General features: G+C 35.6%; 25 protein-coding genes and 1 other annotated feature. Of the genes, 12 read left to right on the top strand and 13 right to left on the bottom strand.

The window, feature by feature from the left end:
- The first annotated feature begins 114 nt into the window (after positions 1-114).
- On the top strand, positions 115-579 hold the full coding sequence (locus tag VK91_RS12635) for a hypothetical protein (protein ID WP_231595654.1): 465 nt from the start codon (positions 115-117) through the stop codon (positions 577-579).
- 22 nt (positions 580-601) lie between these two features.
- Here the strand turns inward: VK91_RS12635 and ytxJ are convergent, their stop codons facing one another.
- From ytxJ to VK91_RS12610, 5 genes are all read right to left on the bottom strand, one after another.
- A complete protein-coding gene (gene ytxJ / locus VK91_RS12630; protein ID WP_048393217.1) occupies positions 602-946 on the bottom strand; it encodes a bacillithiol system redox-active protein YtxJ in 345 nt (114 codons plus the stop codon).
- 96 nt (positions 947-1,042) lie between these two features.
- The gene (locus VK91_RS12625; protein WP_048393214.1) at positions 1,043-1,456 is read right to left on the bottom strand and encodes a VOC family protein; all 414 of its coding nucleotides are present in this window, start codon (positions 1,454-1,456) and stop codon (positions 1,043-1,045) included.
- A gap of 70 nt (positions 1,457-1,526) precedes the next feature.
- Entirely contained in the window at positions 1,527-2,168 is a 642-nt protein-coding gene (locus tag VK91_RS12620) for a 3-oxoacid CoA-transferase subunit B (RefSeq protein WP_304413723.1), read from the bottom strand.
- On the bottom strand, positions 2,165-2,872 hold the full coding sequence (locus VK91_RS12615) for a CoA transferase subunit A (RefSeq protein WP_004229828.1): 708 nt from the start codon (positions 2,870-2,872) through the stop codon (positions 2,165-2,167). Before VK91_RS12615 ends, VK91_RS12620 begins: the two co-directional genes overlap by 4 nt.
- An 83-nt stretch (positions 2,873-2,955) precedes the next feature.
- Positions 2,956-3,864, bottom strand: coding sequence for a LysR family transcriptional regulator (locus tag VK91_RS12610; RefSeq protein WP_048393210.1), 909 nt, complete (start codon positions 3,862-3,864; stop codon positions 2,956-2,958).
- A gap of 241 nt (positions 3,865-4,105) precedes the next feature.
- Here VK91_RS12610 and VK91_RS12605 point away from each other — a divergent pair, with 241 nt between their 5' ends.
- On the top strand, positions 4,106-4,789 hold the full coding sequence (locus tag VK91_RS12605; protein WP_048393208.1) for a hypothetical protein: 684 nt from the start codon (positions 4,106-4,108) through the stop codon (positions 4,787-4,789).
- A gap of 270 nt (positions 4,790-5,059) precedes the next feature.
- Here the strand turns inward: VK91_RS12605 and VK91_RS12600 are convergent, their stop codons facing one another.
- A complete protein-coding gene (locus VK91_RS12600) occupies positions 5,060-5,698 on the bottom strand; it encodes a LysE family translocator (protein ID WP_048393206.1) in 639 nt (212 codons plus the stop codon).
- Between the two features lie 192 nt (positions 5,699-5,890).
- Here VK91_RS12600 and VK91_RS12595 point away from each other — a divergent pair, with 192 nt between their 5' ends.
- Together VK91_RS12595 and VK91_RS12590 are read left to right on the top strand one after the other, a co-directional pair.
- Positions 5,891-6,313 (top strand): SRPBCC domain-containing protein, encoded by a 423-nt coding sequence (locus VK91_RS12595; RefSeq protein WP_048393204.1) that lies wholly within the window; start codon positions 5,891-5,893, stop codon positions 6,311-6,313.
- Positions 6,313-6,633 carry a helix-turn-helix transcriptional regulator gene (locus VK91_RS12590; RefSeq protein ID WP_048393202.1) on the top strand — a complete coding sequence of 107 codons (321 nt, stop codon included), beginning with the start codon at positions 6,313-6,315 and terminating at the stop codon, positions 6,631-6,633. Before VK91_RS12595 ends, VK91_RS12590 begins: the two co-directional genes overlap by 1 nt.
- Before the next feature lie 40 nt (positions 6,634-6,673).
- On the opposite strand, the gene VK91_RS12585 is transcribed toward VK91_RS12590, so the two are convergent.
- From VK91_RS12585 to VK91_RS12575, 3 genes are all read right to left on the bottom strand, one after another.
- Positions 6,674-7,453: a YqhG family protein gene (locus VK91_RS12585; protein WP_048393200.1), complete on the bottom strand. Its 780-nt coding sequence runs from the start codon at positions 7,451-7,453 to the stop codon at positions 6,674-6,676.
- A gap of 17 nt (positions 7,454-7,470) precedes the next feature.
- Complete coding sequence (locus VK91_RS12580) at positions 7,471-8,985, bottom strand: DEAD/DEAH box helicase (protein WP_048393198.1); 1,515 nt, start codon at positions 8,983-8,985, stop codon at positions 7,471-7,473.
- Positions 8,986-9,405: 420 nt separating this feature from the next.
- A complete protein-coding gene (locus VK91_RS12575; protein ID WP_048393196.1) occupies positions 9,406-10,455 on the bottom strand; it encodes an NAD(P)/FAD-dependent oxidoreductase in 1,050 nt (349 codons plus the stop codon).
- 355 nt (positions 10,456-10,810) lie between these two features.
- Here VK91_RS12575 and VK91_RS12570 point away from each other — a divergent pair, with 355 nt between their 5' ends.
- The 4 genes from VK91_RS12570 (at position 10,811) to VK91_RS12555 (ending at position 14,055) form a co-directional block, all read left to right on the top strand.
- A complete protein-coding gene (locus VK91_RS12570) occupies positions 10,811-11,389 on the top strand; it encodes a dienelactone hydrolase family protein (RefSeq protein WP_048393194.1) in 579 nt (192 codons plus the stop codon).
- A gap of 11 nt (positions 11,390-11,400) precedes the next feature.
- Entirely contained in the window at positions 11,401-12,357 is a 957-nt protein-coding gene (locus VK91_RS12565) for a LytTR family transcriptional regulator DNA-binding domain-containing protein (RefSeq protein WP_048393192.1), read from the top strand.
- A 145-nt stretch (positions 12,358-12,502) separates the two neighbouring features.
- Positions 12,503-13,351 (top strand): ABC transporter ATP-binding protein, encoded by an 849-nt coding sequence (locus tag VK91_RS12560; RefSeq protein ID WP_048393190.1) that lies wholly within the window; start codon positions 12,503-12,505, stop codon positions 13,349-13,351.
- Positions 13,348-14,055 (top strand): ABC transporter permease, encoded by a 708-nt coding sequence (locus VK91_RS12555; RefSeq protein ID WP_048393188.1) that lies wholly within the window; start codon positions 13,348-13,350, stop codon positions 14,053-14,055. The genes VK91_RS12560 and VK91_RS12555 overlap by 4 nt, the downstream gene beginning before the upstream one ends.
- Here the strand turns inward: VK91_RS12555 and VK91_RS12550 are convergent.
- Entirely contained in the window at positions 14,052-15,224 is a 1,173-nt protein-coding gene (locus VK91_RS12550) for an ATP-grasp domain-containing protein (protein ID WP_048393186.1), read from the bottom strand. The genes VK91_RS12555 and VK91_RS12550 overlap by 4 nt on opposite strands.
- Before the next feature lie 115 nt (positions 15,225-15,339).
- Entirely contained in the window at positions 15,340-15,927 is a 588-nt protein-coding gene (locus tag VK91_RS12545) for a GNAT family N-acetyltransferase (RefSeq protein ID WP_009373719.1), read from the bottom strand.
- 98 nt (positions 15,928-16,025) lie between these two features.
- Between VK91_RS12545 and VK91_RS12540 the strand changes: the two genes are divergently transcribed.
- Together VK91_RS12540 and VK91_RS12535 are read left to right on the top strand one after the other, a co-directional pair.
- Positions 16,026-17,387, top strand: a complete 1,362-nt coding sequence (locus tag VK91_RS12540) for a PLP-dependent aminotransferase family protein (RefSeq protein ID WP_048393185.1) — start codon at positions 16,026-16,028, stop codon at positions 17,385-17,387.
- A 105-nt stretch (positions 17,388-17,492) separates the two neighbouring features.
- Complete coding sequence (locus VK91_RS12535; protein ID WP_009373716.1) at positions 17,493-18,299, top strand: EcsC family protein; 807 nt, start codon at positions 17,493-17,495, stop codon at positions 18,297-18,299.
- Positions 18,300-18,346: 47 nt separating this feature from the next.
- On the opposite strand, the gene VK91_RS12530 is transcribed toward VK91_RS12535, so the two are convergent.
- Entirely contained in the window at positions 18,347-19,315 is a 969-nt protein-coding gene (locus VK91_RS12530) for a zinc-binding dehydrogenase (protein WP_048393181.1), read from the bottom strand.
- A gap of 64 nt (positions 19,316-19,379) precedes the next feature.
- Between VK91_RS12530 and VK91_RS12525 the strand changes: the two genes are divergently transcribed.
- Both VK91_RS12525 and VK91_RS12520 read left to right on the top strand, forming a co-directional pair.
- A complete protein-coding gene (locus VK91_RS12525) occupies positions 19,380-20,003 on the top strand; it encodes an alpha/beta hydrolase (RefSeq protein WP_048393179.1) in 624 nt (207 codons plus the stop codon).
- Positions 20,004-20,055: 52 nt separating this feature from the next.
- Positions 20,056-20,320: a binding site (T-box leader), on the top strand.
- 66 nt (positions 20,321-20,386) lie between these two features.
- Complete coding sequence (locus VK91_RS12520) at positions 20,387-21,631, top strand: MFS transporter (protein WP_048393177.1); 1,245 nt, start codon at positions 20,387-20,389, stop codon at positions 21,629-21,631.
- An 80-nt stretch (positions 21,632-21,711) separates the two neighbouring features.
- On the opposite strand, the gene VK91_RS12515 is transcribed toward VK91_RS12520, so the two are convergent.
- On the bottom strand, positions 21,712-22,440 hold the full coding sequence (locus tag VK91_RS12515; protein WP_048393175.1) for an IclR family transcriptional regulator: 729 nt from the start codon (positions 22,438-22,440) through the stop codon (positions 21,712-21,714).
- Positions 22,441-22,881 lie beyond the last annotated feature (441 nt).

Raw genomic sequence — 22,881 nt, 5'->3', positions numbered from 1 at the left:
CCTCTTCTCCTTATTCAATCACTTCCTAACCATTCATAAAAAGTAAGGACAACCTTCTTGTATTTTGTATAATTCCCTCCCATTTTGCGCATAGATGGAGTAACAAGGGAGGTTATGACATTGAAGAAAATAATTTATCTATTGGTTTTTACTCCACTACTGTTAGTAGCTTGTGGAAAGAGCGCTGAACCAAAGGAAGTGGCAGTCGATCAAAATACGAATGTTGAAGATATTGTAGGCGCGATTGTGAAAAACGAATTCTCTGTGGATGAATCAAAAGACGGTGTTGTCACAATTTCCATTCAAGATACAGATGTAACAGAAGGATCGAAAAGCCAAATGCTAAAGGATTCTACTAAAATTTTTGCTGATTTGTCCAAATTAGAAAATGTGAAGACACCTGCTATTACTTGGTTTGCTCCTCTCACTGAACCTGATGGGGACAAAACAATGACTGAGGTTTTGAATATTTATTTTAGTGAAGAGGATTTTCACAAAATAGACTGGGCCAATTATCTACAGGTCGATATAGAGTCTAGCGCTACAAATTATCATGAAGATGAGGCTTTAGAAGATTAATCACATAAAGATACCCCACAGCCTATTGTGGAGTATCTTTTTTTACATATTGTTCAATAGCGTTTTCCAAAAGAGAGTGCTTTATTTTGTAGTGAGTTGCTTGCCAAATTCCTTTCCCACCCTGCAGGATTATTAGTTGAGGAGATTCGTGCTTCACTTGAAGATCACAGGCAATAGCATTTGAAATTACCCGATCCATTTGTACAATGACAAGATATTTAGGCAATTCCGTTTGTAATTCTTTATATTCCTTTAATGCTGAAATACTACTTATACATGTCATGCTAATTTTTAACACAAGACAAGGTTTGAACATCGATTGCTCTAAAACCTCGCACCATTTGTTTAATGTCGTTATTCGTTGCATTTAGTAACCCCCTAAACAGATTATATACTACAAGGGGTATTTTAGGTTACAAAAAAACACGAGACTACATACGTGCTCGTGCTTAAAATTTTCTATTTAAATGCCTTCCGTATTCATGAATACTAGACGCCAGCCATCAGGGTCTTCAATGGTTACCCCTTGCTCAGCCCAATATGGATTTTCAGGCTCAACTTCGGGATATCCCATGAGCGCAAGACGTTCGGCAATATGACGAATGGTATCTCTGTTTGGGATATAAAGTACGAGAAGATTGTCCTTACTTGGTGCTGGACAAGGGCTACCGTCACTATGCTCAGTAAATTCTAAGTGATAACCTGCATCTGGAAGACCAATCATTAAACCATTATAGCCACGATGTTCTGTAAACGAACCAATTTTCTTTAATCCGACACCTTCACAGTAAAATCGTTCTACTTCCTTTAGCTGATCGGTTGGTCTTGCCACACGCACCCGTGCGACTGCTAATTCATTTGTCCATTGCTGTTCCATTGTTATGAAATCCCCTTTTAGACTATTGTAAAATGAGACCATAACGCTGGAAACAGTCCTAAGTCTGAAGTTATTGGATAAGAGCAACGCTAAAAGAAGCATCTGTTTTCTCTTTTACTTCCTCTAAAGAAACACCATCTGCTAATTCTATCAGTTGCATGCCCTCTTTCGTAAAATCAAATACAGCCAAATCTGTAATTAATCGATGTACGACACCTTTACCCGTTAGTGGCAGTTCACATTGTTTTTTTATTTTAGATTCACCATTTTTATTCACATGCTCCATGACGACAATCACTCTCTTTGCACCAACGACAAGGTCCATTGCGCCACCCATGCCCTTCACCATTTTCCCCGGAATCATCCAGTTAGCAAGGTCTCCTGTTTCAGATACCTCCATACCTCCTAAGATGGCAAGGTCAATATGTCCACCTCGAATCATTGCAAATGATTCTGCACTGTCAAAGAAGGATGCCCCTGGAACTGCCGTAACTGTTTCTTTACCTGCATTGATTAAATCAGGATCTACTGCATCTTCTACTGGATAAGGACCAATACCGAGAAGTCCGTTTTCGGATTGTAAGAGTACGTCATAATCGGTTGGGATCGCATTCGCCACAAGTGTTGGAATACCTATGCCTAAATTGACATTCATACCGTTGGCTATTTCTTTTACTGCTCGGTTAACAATTTTTTGTCTTGTATCCATCATGCTTCCCCCTTCTTCACCGTTAAACGCTCAATACGCTTCTCGTAATTTTCACCTAATAATACACGTTGTACAAAAACCCCTGGTGTATGAATATGATCAGGATCTAGCTCGCCTACTTCTACAATTTCCTCCACTTCAGCTATTGTAATTTTCCCAGACATAGCAGCTAATGGATTAAAATTGCGTGATGTTTTTCTGTAAACTAAATTTCCTAGCTTATCGGCTTTCCATGCTTTGACCAGCGCAAAGTCAGCAACGATACCTTCTTCCAATATATATTCTTTGCCATCAAAAACCTTCACTTCTTTTCCTTCAGCAATTGGTGTGCCAACCCCTGTAGCTGTGTAAAAACCAGGAATTCCCGCTCCACCTGCACGCAAACGTTCTGCAAGAGTTCCTTGCGGTGTCAACTCTACTTCTAGCTCACCACTTAAAAATTGTTGTTCAAAAATCTTATTTTCTCCTACATAAGAAGCAACCATTTTTTTTATTTGCTTGTTTGCTAATAGTAGACCCAATCCCCAGTCATCTACACCACAGTTGTTACTGACAACGGTTAAATCCTTTGTTCCCTGTTGCACTAATGCTGCGATTGATTTTTCGGGTATACCACATAGCCCGAAGCCACCTACAGCTAATGTATCTCCATCCTTAATATCCGCAATCGCCTCTTCAAACGAACTCCATACCTTGCCATTCCCCATCTCGAAACCTCCCTGAATTGCTCGTTTATTAAGGAAAATTCTACATCATTGCTATTTTACAAGTAAAGGAATTAATTAGAATACTACTTATTCTTATATGGAATAAATCTTTTTTCCCCATTCCTACCTATCATTTCAAGTAACTGTTTTAATGCATAAGATTGATAGGTATTTTTCTTCGTAATAATCCCTAAACGCCACGGCATTTCAAAATCATCTAATGGAATTATTTTCACATTGGTATTTGTTTGCTTAGCTGCAATGGAATGGGGTAACAATGTAACCCCTAGATTGGAGGATACTAACTCTACAATCAAGTCCCACTGTGAACTTTTATAGCCGATTGTAGGTGTAAAGCCAACACTTTCACAGGATTTAATTATATAGTCGTGAAGCGTGAACTCCTCTGCAAAGATAATGAACGTTTCATTTTTTAAATCTTGTAAAGCTATGGATTTCTGGTGTGCATAGGGGTGAGATTCATTCATAAAGACATAAAACTGGTCTTCTATAAAGGATTGAACAGCAAACTTCCTTTCATCTACTGGTAATACAACGATGCCCATATCAACATCACCATTTTCAACTAGCATTTCTACCATTTTTGCACCACGTTCGATAAGCGCTAAATGCACTTCAGGATATAGCTGATGAAATTCCCTAGCGATTTCTGGGAAAAATAATGTTCCAATTAAAGGTGGAATTCCTAATTTGATAGCACCTGTCTTAATATTTAATAAATCGTCTAGCAAAATATGTAGTTCTTGGACAGCATGCATTATTTTTTGTCCTTGATGATAAACAATACTACCTGCGTCAGTAAGTTCTACATTACGCGTTGATCTGTTCAACAATTCAACTTGTAATGATGCTTCTAATTTTTTGATACTTTTGCTTAATGAAGGCTGAGATACAAATGAATCATGTGCAGCCTTTGTAAAACTCCTATGCTCAACAACAGCCATAAAGGCTTTTAAATCTCTTAATTCCATCACTATCTTCTCCATTTATTCGTATTTGTTATAAAAGCATCTACAAGTACTACCCTTTAGCAATAAATTCTCCATCCTTTCTTTTTAATCCTTTGCAATGTGTTGAACTATAAAATTTAGATATTTTCACCCCTGCCATTATACGTATCTTTTCGACTTTTGGAGAGTTTTTTGAGAGTTATATGACCTACAATCAATTATAAATATTGTCATAATTTATCAAAGATTGGAGATGTAACAGATGTTGAAGCAATTGCTTGAAAATCGAATAGTTAATAGGCATTATTTAGGTCTTACATTTCAGCAACATGTTTATGAATTAAAGAACTGTGAGGAAGTTTTAGGAGTGAAAGCTAAATCGCTACATATTGAGAATCGTCATATTGCTGTTGGCTATATTGCTGATGACAGTATTTTCTTTAAAAGTGCTCATTTCGGAAATACCATGGTCACTTTAACAGATGGAATTCATCAAGCAATTGTTCAGCTATTTGTACAACATTCTGGTGAAATTTGCATTGAAGTGAAACCTTATATTAAACATGCCAACATCGTGCCTGTTTATTTCCGGACAATTCTAGCTGATACTGCCATTGCCATTGACCTAAAAGGCGCATTAAAAAAATTCCTAGTAACTCATCATTATATGATTGAAGCAGATACGATCATGGAAGTTCATTATCAATCCATGCATCCCTATGTGCTCAAGAATTCTTATGCTGGGCATTTTGTTTTAGGGTGTACACTTGATGGTAGACAAGTAACAGGAGCCGAGGAGTATACATTAGCTAACCGTATAGCTAATTTAAAGTTTTCTCACATTATTATTCAGCAACAAGGCATACCAAAATTAATTGCTTTAAATATATTATTAACGTTTGTTATTACGAATAAGATTTTTGTTACTAACGAACTTTCTTTGTAACTAATTGGATAGAGGATTTTACGATGTTATTTTCATTTATTTCATTGATTGTCAGCATACTAGTAGTTTTATTTGTTATAAAATCTTTTTCTCTCTATAAAAAGCGTGCAGAAAAGAAAATTTTTTTACAAAAAGACTTAAAAACCTTGACAAATATAAGCCAACCTGAATAAAAATTTTTCAAAGAGAAATGACCTTATCTTATTAAGTGCCAACAAAAAATACACCACCTTTATAGTAAAAAATAACTCTAATAAGGTGGTGTATTTTTTAGTGAGCTTTTTCTAATGCTAATTTAATGCCAAATGCAATTAATATCGCACCTGTTAATCCTTCAATTACTGCCTTAGTTGATGGCTTTTTCATAAATGCACTAATTCGATCTAAAAGGTGCACGTAGAAGATAAACCATAGCATTGTTAATGCTGTGTAAATTAGACCCATTATTAAAAAAGGAAAAAATGTTCCATTATTTCCATCTACAAATTGAGGGAGAAATGTTAGGAAAAATACTGCGACCTTTGGATTTGTCACATTTGTGAGAAACCCTTGTTTAAAGCAAGATTGGTGGGAATATTTGTTTTCTATACTTCCTACATCGTCTACAACAGGAGATTGTGTTCGAATTGTTCGAAGTGTCCACAAGGTCTTGATTCCTAAATAACATAAATAAACCGCACCAACATATTTTAAAACAGCAAATATATAGGCGGATTTTACAATAATCGCCGAAAGTCCAATAACAGCCGCACAAGTATGAATTAATAAACCGCAACAAGAACCTATGATTGTTTGTAAACCGCCCTTTCTACTTACAGTCAGTGTGTTTTTTGTTGCAATCGCTGTATCAGGGCCAGGTAAAATAATAAGTAAAATGCACATAACTAAGAATACAGATATATTGACCATATTACGCCCACCCTTTCTGTCAGAAAATTATAAAAGTAATTGTAACATACGCCAAGTCCAACAGAAAGATACAAAATTTTTCCGTTGACATATAACCGTAGGGTGTTATATATTCATAACACCCTATGGTTATATTTTATACAGATTCCTCTGCTAGTGGACTAAATAACGTTGAAAAAGGAGTAATAGAACATGACTGAAAAATTACAGGATATTGTCAAAACAATTACATTAAATGCCCCTATCGAAAAAGTTTGGGAGACTGTCGCAACAGCTGACAAAATAGCTGCTTGGTTTATGCCAAATGATTTTCAACCTATCGAAGGATACGAATTCACTATTCAATCACCGTTCGGCCCATCACCCTGTAAAGTAGAACGTGTAGATGCACCGCACTTTCTACGATTTGCTTGGGATCAAGATGGCTGGTTCGTAACTTTTGAGTTAAAAGAAGTAGGCGAGCATACTGAATTTACTTTAACACATGGTGGCTGGAAGGAAGCTTCACATATTATTCCTAAAGCAAACACTGCTACTGAAGCCGTACGTACTAATATGGATAACGGATGGACAATGATTATTAATCATAAATTAAAAGAGGCTGCTGAATTCTAATGACTGAAGCAGCCATAAAGTATGATGTTTTTCAAGCAATTGCTGATCCCACAAGAAGAAGTGTTTTACAGCTCCTTGCAGCAAGTGACAGACCTATTTCCAATATTTCCGAGCATTTTACGATTAGTCGAACGGCTGTTGTAAAGCATTTAAAAATATTGGAACAGGCGGAGCTAATCTCTGCTCAAAAAAAAGGTCGTGAAAAAATCTATACGTTGCATAGGGAGCGTTTAAAGGAGATTGAAGATTGGCTCCAATACTTTCATTTATTTTGGGATAATAAATTGGCTCAGCTTCAAAGCATGGTTGAAGATCATTAAAGCAGAAAAAGAGCTGTCCTTTTGTCAGACAGCTCCTCATTTAAAAGAGATAAAATAATCCCCCATTAATGACTTCTATTTTAATTTTTGCTTCATATTGCTCCTCTAATGCTTTTCTTTCAATTTCATAACACTCTGGTTTATCTTCTATATCCTCATAAAAATAATCCAATACACGTTGATCACGTTGCCATCGTTTTTGTGCTTCCGTTGCCCAGGAATGGTCATCCTGCTCAATAATTGACTCAATTGTAGCTTTTAATCTTTCCAGTGCTCTGGCAGGCTTAATAATATATTGCACATGAAATACATTTTCTTCAGGTTCTATGTTAAAGTCCGAAGAACAAATCCTTTCATGAAAACCCTCCTTGATGACGCCCGTCAATAAATTAATGCCAAATGAGTAAAGCATTTCTTTTGTACGATCACAGCAATACGAAACTTTAAAGTTAACACCTAACCAGGGTGTTAAAATAACCTGCCCCATATCACGATCCACTTTTTCAAACAACTGAACATAAGCTCCTAGTTCCCTTGTAGCTAAAAATATCTGATTTAAACGTGGAGAGCCGTAATGAATAGCTTCCCCAAATAAATTACCAGCCATTGCTGTTTGATTTGTAATAAAGGTTACTTGCGCTGGATTTGGTTCGCTATTCGTTGCTTCAACATATTGCCAATAAAATGGCCTATTCATAATTCTTTTATCTATGTCTATCGTTAATTGAACGGTTAGATAATGATTCTCTTCTCCTAAAATTGCACAGTCATTCTCCATAAAAAATTCCTTTAAATAGTGGTGAACTTGCTGTGGATACATAGCTGCACCTCCCTACCTTATACAGATTCTTTAAAGTTTGTTAAAATGGCATCTAAATCGCCAACCACCTTCTCGAACACATCAATTTTTGTATGAAGCAATTCCAAGATTTTCTCTTCAATTGTATGTTCAATGGCAAGATTATAAATATGGACATCATGCTCCTGTCCCAAACGATGGACACGACCAATACGTTGCTCTAGCTTCATTGGATTCCAAGGTAGATCATAGTTGATTACATGATGACAAAATTGAAGATTTATCCCCTCTCCACCTGCCTCGGTAGCGATGAGCACCTGTGCTCTTTCTTTAAATAGGTGCTTCATATAATCTCGTTTACTTTTATTAAACTTGCCATTAAATAGCACACTTGATATGCCATTAGAATGTAAGTACCATTGCAAATAAATTTGCGTAGCACGATATTCTGTAAAAATAATAACCTTGTCATTTGCTTGTTTAACAATTTCCAAAGTCTTTTCCGCCTTTGAATTCACTTCCAAGGTCATTAATTTAGTAATAATTGCTTCTATTTCTTGTGGTTGTACATGGTCATCTAGCATATTCGTTAATGTTAATGCCGTAGCTTCCTTGCTACTACACATTTCTTTTTGCAACGTAATTAATGAAAATGACCCTGTGTTTTGAAGGTTGCCAAGCATTTCGTAAACTTCTCTTTCTTCGTCCGTAAATGTAATCGGTACAATTTGAACACGACGATTTGTCCAATCAATCCCCGTATCTTCCCTACGATTTCTTACCATTACCTGATTAACCAACTCTTTTAAATAATCATCATGTTCTAAATCATGCTTGCTAGCAGAGAAAGCCGATTGGAAGGCATCATAGTTACCAAGATGCCCAGGCTTTAATAAGGAGATTAAATAATACAATTCAAAGATATCATTTTGAATAGGTGTGGCAGTTAATAATAAGCAGAATTTTTTCTTTAAGCCTTGTACAAACTCGTAAATTTGTGTTTTATTATTTTTTAATTTATGTGCCTCATCAATAATTATCATGTCATAATCCTGCTCATAAATGCGCTCTCTATGTGGACTCTTTTTTGCCGTATCCATACTCATAATAAGGACATCATAGCGCTCTATCGGGCAATTTTTTTTATATGCGACGGCAGGAATATGAAATTTTATATTTAACTCTTCAATCCACTGATTAATTAAAGAAGCAGGTGCTAAAATTAATGCTCTTTTCACAAGACCTCGAATAAGGTATTCCTTTAAGATTAAGCCCGCTTCTATTGTTTTACCTAGCCCCACCTCATCAGCTAAAATAGCTTTCCCATTCATACGTTCAATAACTGTTTCAGCTGCTTCTAACTGGTGTTTCAAAGGTTGTAAATTAGGTAAGTACTTTGTAGCCTGCAATCCTGTAAAATCAGGAATTAGTTTCATTTTCACAATATCATAGTTCATCTTGTACAATGTCCAGCTATCCCATTTTTCAAGATGATTTAATCGATCGATAAAGCCCTCTTCCCACTCGGACGACCTTTCTATTTTCATGATCATCACCCCATGTCATTTTTTCTAGTTTAGGGTGTCCAAAAAAGGAAAAGCTATGTTATTTCTAGATGAAAAACACCTAATGAAAGTTATTTTTTCATTAGGTATTTGTTAATTCATATATTTACGGAATTGTTTTGGAGATTTTTCAGCAAATTCTTTAATGATAAATGAGAGTTTCTCAGGTACATTTTAGATTTTTTGAGTTGACGAACATTTTTTTCTCTAATAGATAGACTCTTTATTAAAATGTTTCGCGATATCCATGACAATCATATTCTCTGTATAATTTTCTTATATATACTCCATAATCAGCGTTATGTTTTCTTTTTTATATTGATAGTCCATCAGAAGTATTTCTTCTAAAATATACATCAAGACAAAAAGAAAGGAACACCAACAATATATTAGTGCTCCTAAAATTGATTATTTTAAACTTTCCTGTAATAGCTTACGATTACGTTGTTTGAAAATGTCATTATGTGAAGAAACAATACCTCCCTCAGAAGCATCAGGTTGAATATACTTCTTCGCACTATTCACTGCATGAAGTGCATCATGAAAGGCTGCTGCAATTAAATGAATTTTACCATCATGGCTCAAAATATCACCCGCAGCATAAAGGCCTGGGATCGATGATTCACTATTAATCGTACCAGCGATAAAATAATCATTTTTGCGCTCAATGGCTAATGGACTATTATCTAACAATTCTTTATCACGCACATACCCATGACTAATAACAACTTCATCAATAGGAATTTCTGTTACAGTCCCAGTCTCATGATTTGTTAAAGCAATAGCTTTAATCATTCCTGCTTGATCGTCTGCAATCAGCTTAGTAATTTCAGAATTGAAATGGCATTCGATCGAACTATTTGCAAGCTCTGTAATTTGAGCCTCATGTGCAGACAATGTATCTTTTCGATAAGTTAAATAGACCTTGGATGCTACCTCCGTTAATTCTAATGCCCAGTCTACCGCTGTGTTACCACCACCAGAAATAATAACTGCCTTATCTTTAAATTTTTCATAGGATTTAATTGTGTAATTTAAATTAGATACTTCAAAGCGTTCAGCCCCCTCAATTTCAATTTTTTGAGGATTTAGGATGCCACCACCAATAGCAACGATAACTGTTTTGGAATAATGAATATTCCCTGACTCTGCTGCGATGACAAATATACCATCTTCATTTTTAGCAATGGACAGCACTTTTTCATTTGTATAAATAGAAGGATTAAAGGTTAAGGCTTGCTCAACTAATTGTTTAATTAGTTGCCCCCCTGATATAGGCGTTACACCTCCCACATCCCAAATCATTTTCTCTGGATAAACATGAATTTTACCGCCTAGCTGTGGTTGTGATTCAATTAGCTTGGTTTTCATTTCACGTAAACCACAATAAAAGCTTGAATATAAACCCGCTGGCCCACCACCAATAATGGTTACATCATACAATTCTTGTTCTAACAATTCCTAACACACCTTTCATTTGGTCATTACTATCTCAACAATTGGACTAGCTCATACTGCATAACAGCTCAATCGTAAATATCTAAATGTAAATATTGCTTTGGAAAATCCTCCTTAACTCCATTATACGATAATGATAATCATTATCAAATAAAATTATAACAAATCATGATATTAATAACAGATGTGGTCACCTTTTATTAATATTTTCATTTATGTAATTAGTAAAAAAATAAATTTATGTATTTGTCCATAAAAATTTTCATCATTATGCTTTTGCACTATTCATTCTAAAAGCAGATTATACGTTTTACTTACTTTTTGATACACTATTGGAAAAAAGATCGAGGGCACAATGAAAAGAAAAATTTTTATATTACATGAAATCTATGGAGTTAATCATTTTATTGAAGAACAAATACAAATATACAGCGATGAGGACACTGCCGTTTCCCTTATTTCACTTTATCCAGAAGGGCTTTCCTTTCCATATGACCAGGAAAAACAAGCCTATGACTTTTTCTTACAGACAGTTGGCTTTGATGCTCCTCTTGAGTTGCTTTCACCAAAAATATTGGAGGCTTGTGAAAACTACAACGAGGTAATATTAATTGGATATAGTGTAGGTGCAACTTTAGCCTGGAGATTAACTACACTCCCCCTACACCGTGTCATTTGTGTATATGGCTCACGGATCCGCCAATACCTTGATAACATTCCATCTTGTCCAACTTTGGTTGTTTTACCTAGCCATGAAGATAGTTTTGATATTCAATCATTGAAGGATACTCTTGTAAACATACCGAATGTTCAAATCAAACAATTTCAAGGCTTACATGGCTTTATGGATGCCTCTAACTCAAACTACTGTCAGTTGAGCTACTCGCAAGCACTCAACGACATTCAATACTTTTTACAAGCTAGCAAGCTATAGGAGGAATAAACGTGGAACAAAATATTGATATTCAGGTTGATCCATATATTGAAGCAGGCAATGTTATTTATCCAAGCTTCCATCTTTCTCTACAACCTGGCACGATTATAGGCATCTATACAGATGTTTCCAAAATACATACATTAATGCAATGGTTTATGAAACGAGATGATACGTATACTTCTTTTCGTGAAAGCTCGTTATATGAGCGACTCACAGCGCGCGAGTATATCCAGTTCATTTTAAAGCTTTTTAACCGCCCAACTAATGAAACAGAGAACATATTGAAGCTTTTTAAACTCACTGAACAAAAAAACAACAGAATTAGTAAGCTTTCTAATAGTGAAAAACAGCGATTAAAACTATTGAATATGTACCTACATCCGGCATCTATTCAAATTTTAGAAGAACCCTTTCAAAATATAGATGAATTTTCAAAGCAAACTATCCAACAGTTATTAAAAAGTCTCGCAAGAGAGCATAAAATTATCATTTTGTTATCAAATAATCTAGAAGACTTAATGGTTGCAAGTACAACTATACATCGATTAGATGGGGCAGACTTACATACTTTAGACGTAAAAGAGGGTAGCCTTGAGCAAGCTCCAAAGCCTCTTGAAGATGCACCAATTCGACTAGATAAAATCCCAACAAAGAAAAATGAAAAGATTATTTTATTTAATCCACCCGAAATTGATTATATTGAAAGTGTTGAAGGAGAAGTATCTATTTATGTAGCAGGTGAAGCTTATCCATGTACTCTATCGCTAAATGAGTTAGAGCAAAAATTGACACCATTCGGCTTTTTTAGAAGCCATCGTTCTTATATTGTGAACCTACAAAAGGTTCGAGAGATTATTACTTGGACACGCAATAGCTATAGCTTAGCACTCAACAGTACAGAAAAGACCGTTGTTCCACTGTCGAAAAATAAATTGGCCACTTTAAAGGAAATACTCGGAATTTAGTAGATTTCCCAGGAAATAATCGACTCCTGTCACCTTTAATAAAATTCCATTAAAGGTCCTTTTTCTGCCATTCATATGATTTTTACTGTGAGCCTTACCCTTGTTGTTTATAGTGTAGACATCAACAACAAACAGGAGGTTACACATGAACGCAGTGATTGATGTGCAACATTTGAAAAAAATTTTTAATAATGAAACAGCATTACAGGATGTTTCCTTTACCATTAAAAAAGGGGAAATATTCGGCTTTCTTGGCCCAAGTGGTTCTGGTAAAACTACTACAATAAAAATATTAACCGCACAAACAGATAAATCGGCTGGTAATGTTCTATTATTTGGGCAGCATGCATCTGAAATGAAGCAAAGTCAAAATCGTAAACGTTTTGGTATTTTAACAGATAATAGTGGCTTGTATACGAGACTATCAATTGAAGAAAATTTAATACTTTATAGTAATTTATATCAGCTATCTCAATCTGCTGTAAAAGAAGCTTTGGACTTTGTCAATTTATATGCAGAACGTAAGAAAAAGATCAGTCAGCTTTCCAAAGGAATGATTCAACGTGTTACACTTGCTCGTGCAATTATGCACAAGCCCGAATTATTATTTTTAGATGAGCCGACTTCTGCTTTGGACCCAGTAAATACCCAACATATATATAATGGCTTACGAAAATTAAATGCTATGGGTACAACAATTTTTTTAACAACACACGATATGAGCGAAGCAGAAATACTTTGTGATCGTGTTGCTTTCCTGCATAAAGGGAAAATCCGAGCAATCGGCGCTCCAAAAGATCTAAAAAAAGAATTTGGCTCTGACACTATTACAGTAGAGCTTAAAAATGGTGAACAGGAAATTATAGAAAATGGTTCTCAAGATGCAGAGAAGTTATTGCAATGGATGCAATCCGATCAAGTTACACGTATCTATACAAACGAGCCAACACTAGGTGACATTTTTATGCAAATAACAGGGAGTGATTTAGTATGAATATTTCAATGACACGTATTCAAGCTATATTGATGAAGGATTATAAGGAATTCTCACGGAACTATGCCGTATCAACTATGGTATTACTACCACTTATAATGGCGTTTTTATATAATCAATTAGGTGCAAATACTATTAGCATGTATTTTCTACCAATTAACATGACATTTTCCATAGTGACTACTTACGTACAATGTAGTTTAATTGCAGAAGAAAAGGAAAAAAACACTCTTCGCAGTCTTATGCTCTCCCCTGCCTCACTTGGAGATATTTTAATTGGTAAAAGCCTGTTTGTTCTAATTGTTACAATTGTATCTGTAACAATGGCTATTTTTCTAGTTGGCTACGAACCTGCAAACCTTTTTATCTTAGCAATTGCATTATTGCTTTCTGCTGTGTTTTATATTGCTCTAGGTACAATATGCGGTTTATTTGCTAAATCTATTATGGAAGCATCTATTATTGTGTTGCCTGTAATGGTGATCTTCTCATTTGGACCTCTGGCCTTAGCTCTATCTTCGGCATACCCAATCTTAAAATTAGCTGAATGGCTACCAAGCTCACAGTTATTACTTTTAGCAGAGGCGTTAGAAGGTAAGTATTCTATGGCAGATGTTCTTATTCCTATGATTACGATAATTGTATGGTCTCTTCTTTCTTGGATTTTCGCAGCAATTATCTATAAAAAAAGAATGGTCGATTAAAGACCATTCTTTTCTTCAGGTAATAATTCCTTCTCCCGTTTTTCAATTTCCTCTAACGTATCTGCATACCATACACCCACAAATCTAGAAGGGACAGACTCCTCAAAATAATCTCCATCATAGAAAGATAAAGGAAATAACATACCCTTTTCTATATATTTCTTAATTGTTTGATAGAAATGATCATTCTGTTGTGGGCTTTGTGATGAATAGGAGCTAAATTTATTGATGGGCTTTCCTAAAGCATCATGAAACATCAGCATTGAGGTTGAACCATTTTGGCGGAAATTTAAGTCTATTGCTTGAACATCACCAGCTTCCGTGACAATTAAATCAAAGCCTGCCACACCTACAAAGCCTTCCTCAACGCCACGTTCCATAATATGCTTTCCTACTTCAATTACTTTTTCGGGTACTTTCTCTACAATGATATTCCCTTCGTAAATGCCGTTATCATCCGTAATTTGCTGGGAAGCTCCTAAGTATTGAATCCCTAGCTCCTCTGAGTAAACAAATTGACAGCTATAGTTGTCCTTTGTCTGTAAAAGCTCCTCAATAATTATACTTTCAGTTCCTGTCATGCGAAATTGTCGTAAACCTTCCGTCAATTCATCTTTATTATGACAAATGGTAACGCCATATCCTCCCGAGGTTGGCGAATCATCACCAGGCTTTAATACTACAGGGGGCTGCCAATTTTTAATGGCATCTGAAAGTCTATACGTCTCCACATTTAGACGACTTGGCACATATTTACTATCGATTAAATGATCAATATAAGCTTTTGTATTCAACTCATTAAATTTCTCCGCATCCATCCAATAACATTGACGATCCATATGCTCCAGGTCGTGTATATATTGACATACAATGGTCTTCCCTTCCTTACACCAAGTTTGGATCTGTGCCAGATATTCCTCTTGAGTCTCATAACTATAAGGCTGTTCTACCCATGGTAATCCTGCTAATTGATGAAGCTCTTGCGCCTTTTCTGTTTGTGTTGCTCGATGTACTAGCACGGGGATATCAGCAATAGCAACTTCTCTTGAGGTTAAAGCATCTAGCTTATGAGGATCATCCATCATCCACGGATTATCGCTATACGGTGTTCTTGGTGTATACACAGCATTATCACCATAAATTTGTCTTAACGTGTATTTAGGTTTCAAGTAGATTACCCTCTTTCAATTTTTCGGTACTCTACTCTACCCTCCCCTTTATTTTTTGACACTTTTTATAAGAAAAAAGGGTTTTACGGGTTATATAAATCCCTTTTTATACCTATTAACATCCCAATTGCACTAATAGACTTTCTAAATGCTTTTTCACCTGTGGCCATTCTTCTATTGTAATGCTATACATAACGGTGTGCCTAGTTGTCCCATCTTTGCGAATCATATGGTTACGCAATATTCCCTCTTTTGTAGCACCAATTCGCTCAATTGCCTTTTGAGAACGAATATTTTCATGATCCGTTTTTATTTGTACACGTTGTAAATGAAGATGCTCAAAAGAGTATCGTAATAGCAAATACTTACAATTAGTATTAATAGCTGTACGCCAGTATGCGGGTGTTAGCCATGTATAGCCAATTTCTAATCGCTGATGCTTGTCATCAATATCCATAAAACGTGTAGACCCGATAATGTCCCCTGATTGTTTATCCACAATCACAAATGGAAATTCTGTTTTTTCGTTTTTTGCCTTTAATGCGTTTTCCACAAATTTATTCACATCTTCCTTTTTTTCTATGGTTGTGGACATATGTGACCAAATTTCTGGATAACTTCCTGTCTCTAAAATTCCTGGTAAATCGCTCAATTCTAAAGGCTTTAGTTTAACCACTTCATTTTCTAATGTTATAAATTCCATTACACTTCACTCCTTTTTACTTATTTAACGGTAAAATTGATATGATATATATAACCAATTACTAAAAAATCAACCATACCAGAGGAGGAGGAAATTATCTGGAGCTCTCCATTATATTTACAGGCAATCTAGCGAAATACATTCAAATCTATGAAGAAATAAAGCATAAGATTATTACTAAAAAATTACTTGCTCATGAACAACTGCCTTCTAAACGAGCTCTCGCCCTAACATTGAATGTGAGTGTACACACCATAAAGGAAGCCTATGAGCAGTTACTTGCAGAAGGCTATATTTATAGTAAAGAGCGTTCTGGTTATTTTATTGCGCCCTTTGAATTTGATTGGCTACAGCAAGTACCCCGGCATGTATCTGTTCCAAGTAACAATATCCCTAACAATATACAATTTGATTTTACAAATGGACATGTGGATAACGAGGCTTTTCCCTATGCTGCTTGGCACAAGCTTATAAAAAAGCATTTTAATAGTAACAACTTATCAACAAGCCCTTGGGAGGGAGAGACAACTTTACGCACAGAGATTGCCCGCTATGTAGAGCGTTCTCGTGGGGTTAGCTGTGATGCTTCACAGGTTTTTATATACAGTGGTACACAAAGCCAGCTTCAGGCTCTTTGTCATTTTCTTGGGTCTGCGATACGCGTTGGGTTAGAGGAGCCAGGATTTAAAAGAGTGCGTGCCGTTTTACAGCAATGTGGATTGTCCACAGAGGCGATTCCTGTGGACTATTCAGGGGTTACACTCCCTGCAACACCAATTCACATGTTATACACAACACCTGCTCATCAATTTCCATTAGGCATGATTATGACCATAGAAAGAAGAGTGGCATTGTTACAATGGGCTAACTCGAACGCGGGGCTTATTATTGAAGATGATTATGATTCCGAATTTCGTTATAAGGGGCTACCAATCCCGTCTTTAGCAAAAATGGATCAGCTTCAGCGTGTCATTTATTTCGGAACATTTTCGAAAACATTGCTTCCATCCTTACGCATTAGTTATATGATCCTTCCAAAGTCTTTAGTAGTGCCGTTTATGACTTTTCATTCTGAGCAAAAATCGGTTGTCTCCAAAGTAGACCAACTTGTCTTAGCAGACTTTCTTGCACAAGGTCTATTCGATAAGCATTTGGCAAAAATGCGAACAATCTATCGTAAAAAACAACAAGCATTATTGACCGCCATCTCTTCACATTTTTCAAATGAATTTCAAGTAATCGGTGAAAAATCCGGACTTCATATAGTCATCAAGCTACCACAACATCTCACCGAGAGTAGAGCGATCCAGCTTGCTCAAGAGGTAGGGGTTCAAGTCTATCCATGCTCTACCTCCTATCAGAATGGAACAAATGAAACCATGATCATTATAGGGTATGGTGGACTGACACTTCAGCAAATAAATGAAGGAATTGCACTCCTTGCGTCCGTTTGGCAATAGCATGTGATTCATTAGTTTGTCGAAATCTCATTTAAATAAAGCGAAACTTTATATAGTTTTTTTCGTATTTAAAGTTAAATGGACACATAAGGGGATAAGACAATAATGGAGAATCGAGAGTTATTAGAGCAGCATTTACAAGAGATTCAAGTGTGGGAAAAAGATCAAAAAGATTTATGGTTTTGGGAGAAATTAGGGAGAATACCATTTAAATTATTAGATAAAATGACACCTGCCTTTCTCCAAAATAAAATTGCTTTATTGGTAGATGAACTAGGCAATTATATTCAGTCCGGTGGAAAGTATTTAATCAATGAACAAGCCATGATACAAAAAATTCGTGACCATTCTTCCACTCAGCATATTATTACTATATCTGATATTGGTCAGATCCCTTTAGAGGACATGATCTCCCTCAGTGACAAATTACAAAATGAACGTGTGAAATTTGCTACTGTACAAGGAGCCTCTACTGGCTTTGGTGGCATCTTTACTTTAGCTATTGATATTCCAATGATTTTAGGGACTGCACTAAAAACTTTGCAAGAAATAGCAATTATTCATGGCTATGATCCGAACGATAAAATGGAACGTATTTTTATTGTAAAATGTCTACAATTTACCTCTGCTGATATTGTTGGTAAAGAAGCAATCTTACAGGAGCTTTCTACTATGAATAGCTCAAAAAAGGCTTCAGATAACATGATTTCTCAGCTTCAAGGATGGCAGGAGGTATTTTACACATATCGTGATCAGCTAGGCTGGAAAAAGCTGTTTCAAATGATCCCTATTGCAGGGATGGTTTTTGGAGCCTATGCTAATAAAGGCATGATTCAGGATGTAGCCGAAACTGGTATTATGCTTTATCGTAAAAGACGTATTTATGAAAAACTTACTGAACTAGATTGTTGATCGACAAAAGATGACACTCCAAATATGGGTGTCATCTTTTTTGTGCTTTATATTTTAATAAGTATTTTTCCTTGGTGCTGACGACTTTCCATAAATTCATGAGCCTTTTTCATTTCCTCTAAGGCAAATATTTTAGCAATTGGCACCTGAAAACTGTCTTCGTTTACTAAAGAGAAAATATCCTGCGCCACCTGTTGTAACAGTTCTGGCTTCAAAGCTCTTGTCGTACCTAAGCTAAATCCTTTTATATTGCGGCAGCTATTGTGTAAATCTGCTGTTTTTATATTTCCTGCTCTTCCTCCACTATTCCCGAATTGGACAAGAGTGCCATAAGGCGCTAAACAAGTTAAACTCTCCTCGGTGATAGCTCCTGCAATAGAATCGTACACAATATCAACACCCTGACCCTTTGTAAGTTCATTGACATTTGTACTAAATTGATCATATGTAAGTACATGATCCGCACCAAGCTGATAAACAATTGGGGCTTTTTCTAAATTACTCACCGTACCTATAATCTGTTTGACTCCGAGCCTTTTGGCCATTTGGACAAGCATTGTCCCTACCCCACCAGAGGCAGCATGAATTAAGACGGCATCCTGCTGACCAATGGCCGCTATTTGATGTGTTAACATATATGATAAAAATAAAACTGTCGGTACAGCTGCTACCTTCTCGATTGGTACCCCACTAGGAATTTTAAAAACTAGTTGTTCCTTTGCTACTACAAATTCTGCATAAGCACCGTTTTTCGGGAATGCGATAACTTGGTCACCCTTTTGAAAACCACTGCTATCATTAAAAACTTCTTCAATTACCCCTGCAACATCTAAACCAAGAACCATCGGAAAATTTGCTTTAGCTTTATTACCTGTGCGATTTTTAATATCTGCAAAATTTACGCTTGTATGGGTTGTCCTTATTAAGACTTCACCCTCAGAAATAGTCGGTTTTGGACAATCAATAAAAGTTAAAACATCCGATGTACCAAATTCATTGATAATAATAGCCTTCATAAATTTCTCCCTCCTTGCTATGGTAAAATTATATACTATATATAGAAATGATGGAGGAATATTCATGAAAATCAAACCTAAGCACGCCATGTACAATGGTATATCCTACAATTTTTTTGATGGAACAAGCGATAAGGTATGTTTTATGCTCTCTGGCACGGGCTATACCTATGATAAACCTATACTTTATTATTCTACGGCATTACTGTTAGAACTTGGCTATGATGTCGTCCAAATCAATTATACATTTGAGCAACAGCAATTCGAACAGGACTCCCAAGCCATATCAAAAATGGTCTATCGTGTTGCCAACCCTATTGTAGAAAATAGCTTGCAATCAAAGCCTTATAGAGAAGTCGTTTATCTAGGAAAATCTTTAGGTACTATGCCTATTGTCGATTATTATATGCAGCAGACTCCTTCTATTCCTGCTCGTTATGTACTTTTCACCCCATTACTTTCTCTTCAACATACAATGACAAATCTATTAGACAAACATGCATTTTTGGCAATTGGTACAGCGGACCCTCATTATTCACAGGAGAAGCTAGCGCAACTTGCTACCCTTCAGCTTGCTGTTTTTGAGGACCTTAATCATTCACTTGAAATTCCTTTGAATGCTGTTTTATCCATACAGCACTGCCAATCGCTGATAACACAATTAAAAATCTTCCTACAAAATAATTAGTAATATTTTTATAGTACTATTTACCAAAATCGTGTACATATGCTACACTAGCAAAAATACATTGAAGAGAAGAGTAAATAAGGCTGTTCTTCCCAGAGAGCTCGGATTGCTGAAAACGAGTAAGAACGAATTATTGAAACAAGCCTCGGAGTAGCGCATTGGATTTTGTTTGAATGATGGTGCGACGGGAACTCCCGTTATAGAGTTACAGTATAAGCATAGGCTCTATGCCGTACTGAAAAGGCTATTATGGTGACATAATAGTGAACTAGGGTGGCACCACGTGAGTATATAAATTCTACAACCTCGTCCCTAAGACTAATCGTCTTGGAGGTGGGGTTTTTTATTTTGCAAATCGTCACTTTGCTTAAGGAGGAATTTATATGAGAAAAGCTTTAGAAAGCTGGCGTTATCCTGCCATCCTATTATGTAGTATTGGTGTTTCAAGTGTTGGCGAATGGATTTATTTTATCGCCTTAAATTTAATTGTGTTAAACCTCACAGAATCTGCTCTGGCTGTCTCTGGATTATATATTGTAAGAGCGATCTCTTCCTTGTTCACTAATTTTTGGTCAGGAAGCCTAATCGATCGTTTTAATAAGAAAAAGCTAATGATTTTTCTAAATTTGGTTCAATCTATACTCATTGTCATACTCCCCTGCTTTTCTAGCCTCTTGTGGATGTATGTCCTTGTTTTTCTCATTACAGTAGCTAGCTCTATGTATCAGCCGACATCTATGACTTATATCACTAAGTTAATTCCTGTCGAACAAAGGAAACGTTTTAATGCATTACGCAGCTTACTCGACTCTGGTGCATTTCTAACTGGACCAGCAATCGCAGGTTTCTTGTTCACAGTCGGAACACCCTATATGGCCATATATTTAAACGCGATTGCTTTATTTCTATCAGCCTGTATAACGTTCAAAATGCCGAACATTGAAGCCCTTGAAAAATTTATTAATCGTACAGAAAAAGCATCCCTTTTTCGAGTATTGCTTCTGGATTGGCAAATGGTCATACGCTTTAGCTTAAAAAATTCCTATGTTATGGTAGTCTATTTGTTGTTTAGTGCTATCATCATCTTGATGACAGCTACTGATTCTTTGGAGGCTGCCTTTGCAACACAGATATTAGCTTTATCCGAAGGAGAATATGGGATTTTAGTCAGTATCGCAGGGGTAGGTGTTTTATTTGGCTCGCTAACCAACTCTGTTATTGTTGAAAAAATACCAACTTCTTGGTTAATAGGTATGGGGTCTCTCGTAACAGCACTGGGCTATTTAATATTTACCTCATCCTTTTCCTTTCTTATAGCTGCTATAGGTTGCTTTGTATTATCCTTTGCAACTGCCTTTGCGAATACAGGATTTTATACATTTTATCAAAATAATATTCCCTCTGAGAGCATGGGTCGTATAGGAAGTATTTATGGATTTTTTGAAGCACTTTTTATTATTATTTTTACTACTATTTTTGGGATTTTCGCTGAATGGATTACTATACGCTCAGTTGTCATTAGTGCATCCTTTATGATGGCATTTGTAGCTGTCATTCTACTATGGCTAAATATAAAACCTTCGAAAAGCCACTATTATAAAAGGTTGATAAGTAGCAAGCAACAGTAATCTCACTTTTCATATAAAAATTAACCATCTAATGTCTACTAATTACTGACACTAGATGGTTTTTATCGAAATAAGCAATTTTATATATACCCTAATTCAAAGGATAGCTGCTGTGCAGTTTTAAGGACTTCCTGTGTTATACTTTCTATTTTTTCAGCATCTGTATCATATTCAAAGCACTCTGCACTAATGGCTGCAATTGTTTGTTTATTTGAATCAAATATAGGTGCTGCTATGGATACTGTCCCCTTTGTTTTTTCTCCAACGCTTATGGCAAAGCCTTTTTCTCTTACATCATTGAGGCTCTCTATCAATTTTTCTTTCTCAGGCTCCTCAAGTTGTTGGAAAAATTGTTGCTGTACATCGCTTTTAGAAAACGCAAGTAATACTTTATTTGGAGCTCCTATAGGATATGGAATTTTTTCACCAATCATATCAATAATACGGACATTTTTAGGACTATCAATTCGATCAATAATAATGGATGCAAACTGTTTAGCAATACTTAAATAGATTGTTTCTCGAACATTATATGCAAGGTTTTCTAATAGAGGATGCGCTTTTTCTCTAATATCCGTCTCATGATACATTTTCATGCCAAGTTGCAGCCATGTATACCCCAATCGAAATTCTTTTTTATTCTCATTTCTCTCTACTAAATCAAAACTTTCTAATGTATATAATAATCTGTATATTGTGCTAGTAGGCAAGTCTGTTTCATTAAAAATTTCTTGCACAGTAAAAAAACGCTTCGGATGCTTCGCCAGTATATTTATAACTAACATTGCTCTTTCGATTGATTGAATCATTACAATTACTCCCTTTCATTTCCCCATATGATCACTATCTTAAGGTTTTTATAGATCCATTTAGCTTTTACTAGGATCATTATGAAATTAAAATTCATGCAAATTATCAAATTTTTATGTACCTTCAATTTTTTACATGTAGCCCTGCTTTTAAATGTAGTTTCATTTTATTTTAACTAATTTTTATGCATATAAATAGATGCTACATGAAATATATACATAGTTCCACTCAATTAGCGCAGAAAATTACGAGTATTCATAAAAATTCAAATTGACAATTTGTTGTTTTGCATTTACGATGAATTTATATTCCACTATGTAGATTTAATTTCATATAGTGAAAAATATGTAACAGTAAAAATATGTATTTCTCTACTAATTATCTATTTATATCATCTTAAAAATAAAAAATTTTTCTATAAAAGGAGAAAAAATCATGAA

Origin of the sequence: Lysinibacillus sp. LK3 (assembly GCF_001043675.1) — a bacterium.
Taxonomy (GTDB): domain Bacteria; phylum Bacillota; class Bacilli; order Bacillales_A; family Planococcaceae; genus Lysinibacillus; species Lysinibacillus capsici.
Note: the sequence above shows the minus strand (reverse complement) of the source record. Positions and strands in the feature narration are given on the sequence as shown.

What these genes read in the sequence shown, in the direction of transcription:
- VK91_RS12635 (WP_231595654.1), top strand. Translation starts at nt 115, where the DNA reads ATGACATTGAAGAAAATAATTTATCTATTGGTTTTTACTCCACTACTG.
- ytxJ (WP_048393217.1), bottom strand. Translation starts at nt 946, where the DNA reads ATGCAACGAATAACGACATTAAACAAATGGTGCGAGGTTTTAGAGCAA.
- VK91_RS12625 (WP_048393214.1), bottom strand. Translation starts at nt 1,456, where the DNA reads ATGGAACAGCAATGGACAAATGAATTAGCAGTCGCACGGGTGCGTGTG.
- VK91_RS12620 (WP_304413723.1), bottom strand. Translation starts at nt 2,168, where the DNA reads ATGATGGATACAAGACAAAAAATTGTTAACCGAGCAGTAAAAGAAATA.
- VK91_RS12615 (WP_004229828.1), bottom strand. Translation starts at nt 2,872, where the DNA reads ATGGGGAATGGCAAGGTATGGAGTTCGTTTGAAGAGGCGATTGCGGAT.
- VK91_RS12610 (WP_048393210.1), bottom strand. Translation starts at nt 3,864, where the DNA reads ATGGAATTAAGAGATTTAAAAGCCTTTATGGCTGTTGTTGAGCATAGG.
- VK91_RS12605 (WP_048393208.1), top strand. Translation starts at nt 4,106, where the DNA reads ATGTTGAAGCAATTGCTTGAAAATCGAATAGTTAATAGGCATTATTTA.
- VK91_RS12600 (WP_048393206.1), bottom strand. Translation starts at nt 5,698, where the DNA reads ATGGTCAATATATCTGTATTCTTAGTTATGTGCATTTTACTTATTATT.
- VK91_RS12595 (WP_048393204.1), top strand. Translation starts at nt 5,891, where the DNA reads ATGACTGAAAAATTACAGGATATTGTCAAAACAATTACATTAAATGCC.
- VK91_RS12590 (WP_048393202.1), top strand. Translation starts at nt 6,313, where the DNA reads ATGACTGAAGCAGCCATAAAGTATGATGTTTTTCAAGCAATTGCTGAT.
- VK91_RS12585 (WP_048393200.1), bottom strand. Translation starts at nt 7,453, where the DNA reads ATGTATCCACAGCAAGTTCACCACTATTTAAAGGAATTTTTTATGGAG.
- VK91_RS12580 (WP_048393198.1), bottom strand. Translation starts at nt 8,985, where the DNA reads ATGATCATGAAAATAGAAAGGTCGTCCGAGTGGGAAGAGGGCTTTATC.
- VK91_RS12570 (WP_048393194.1), top strand. Translation starts at nt 10,811, where the DNA reads ATGAAAAGAAAAATTTTTATATTACATGAAATCTATGGAGTTAATCAT.
- VK91_RS12560 (WP_048393190.1), top strand. Translation starts at nt 12,503, where the DNA reads ATGAACGCAGTGATTGATGTGCAACATTTGAAAAAAATTTTTAATAAT.
- VK91_RS12555 (WP_048393188.1), top strand. Translation starts at nt 13,348, where the DNA reads ATGAATATTTCAATGACACGTATTCAAGCTATATTGATGAAGGATTAT.
- VK91_RS12545 (WP_009373719.1), bottom strand. Translation starts at nt 15,927, where the DNA reads ATGGAATTTATAACATTAGAAAATGAAGTGGTTAAACTAAAGCCTTTA.
- VK91_RS12535 (WP_009373716.1), top strand. Translation starts at nt 17,493, where the DNA reads ATGGAGAATCGAGAGTTATTAGAGCAGCATTTACAAGAGATTCAAGTG.
- VK91_RS12530 (WP_048393181.1), bottom strand. Translation starts at nt 19,315, where the DNA reads ATGAAGGCTATTATTATCAATGAATTTGGTACATCGGATGTTTTAACT.
- VK91_RS12525 (WP_048393179.1), top strand. Translation starts at nt 19,380, where the DNA reads ATGAAAATCAAACCTAAGCACGCCATGTACAATGGTATATCCTACAAT.
- VK91_RS12520 (WP_048393177.1), top strand. Translation starts at nt 20,387, where the DNA reads ATGAGAAAAGCTTTAGAAAGCTGGCGTTATCCTGCCATCCTATTATGT.
- VK91_RS12515 (WP_048393175.1), bottom strand. Translation starts at nt 22,440, where the DNA reads ATGATTCAATCAATCGAAAGAGCAATGTTAGTTATAAATATACTGGCG.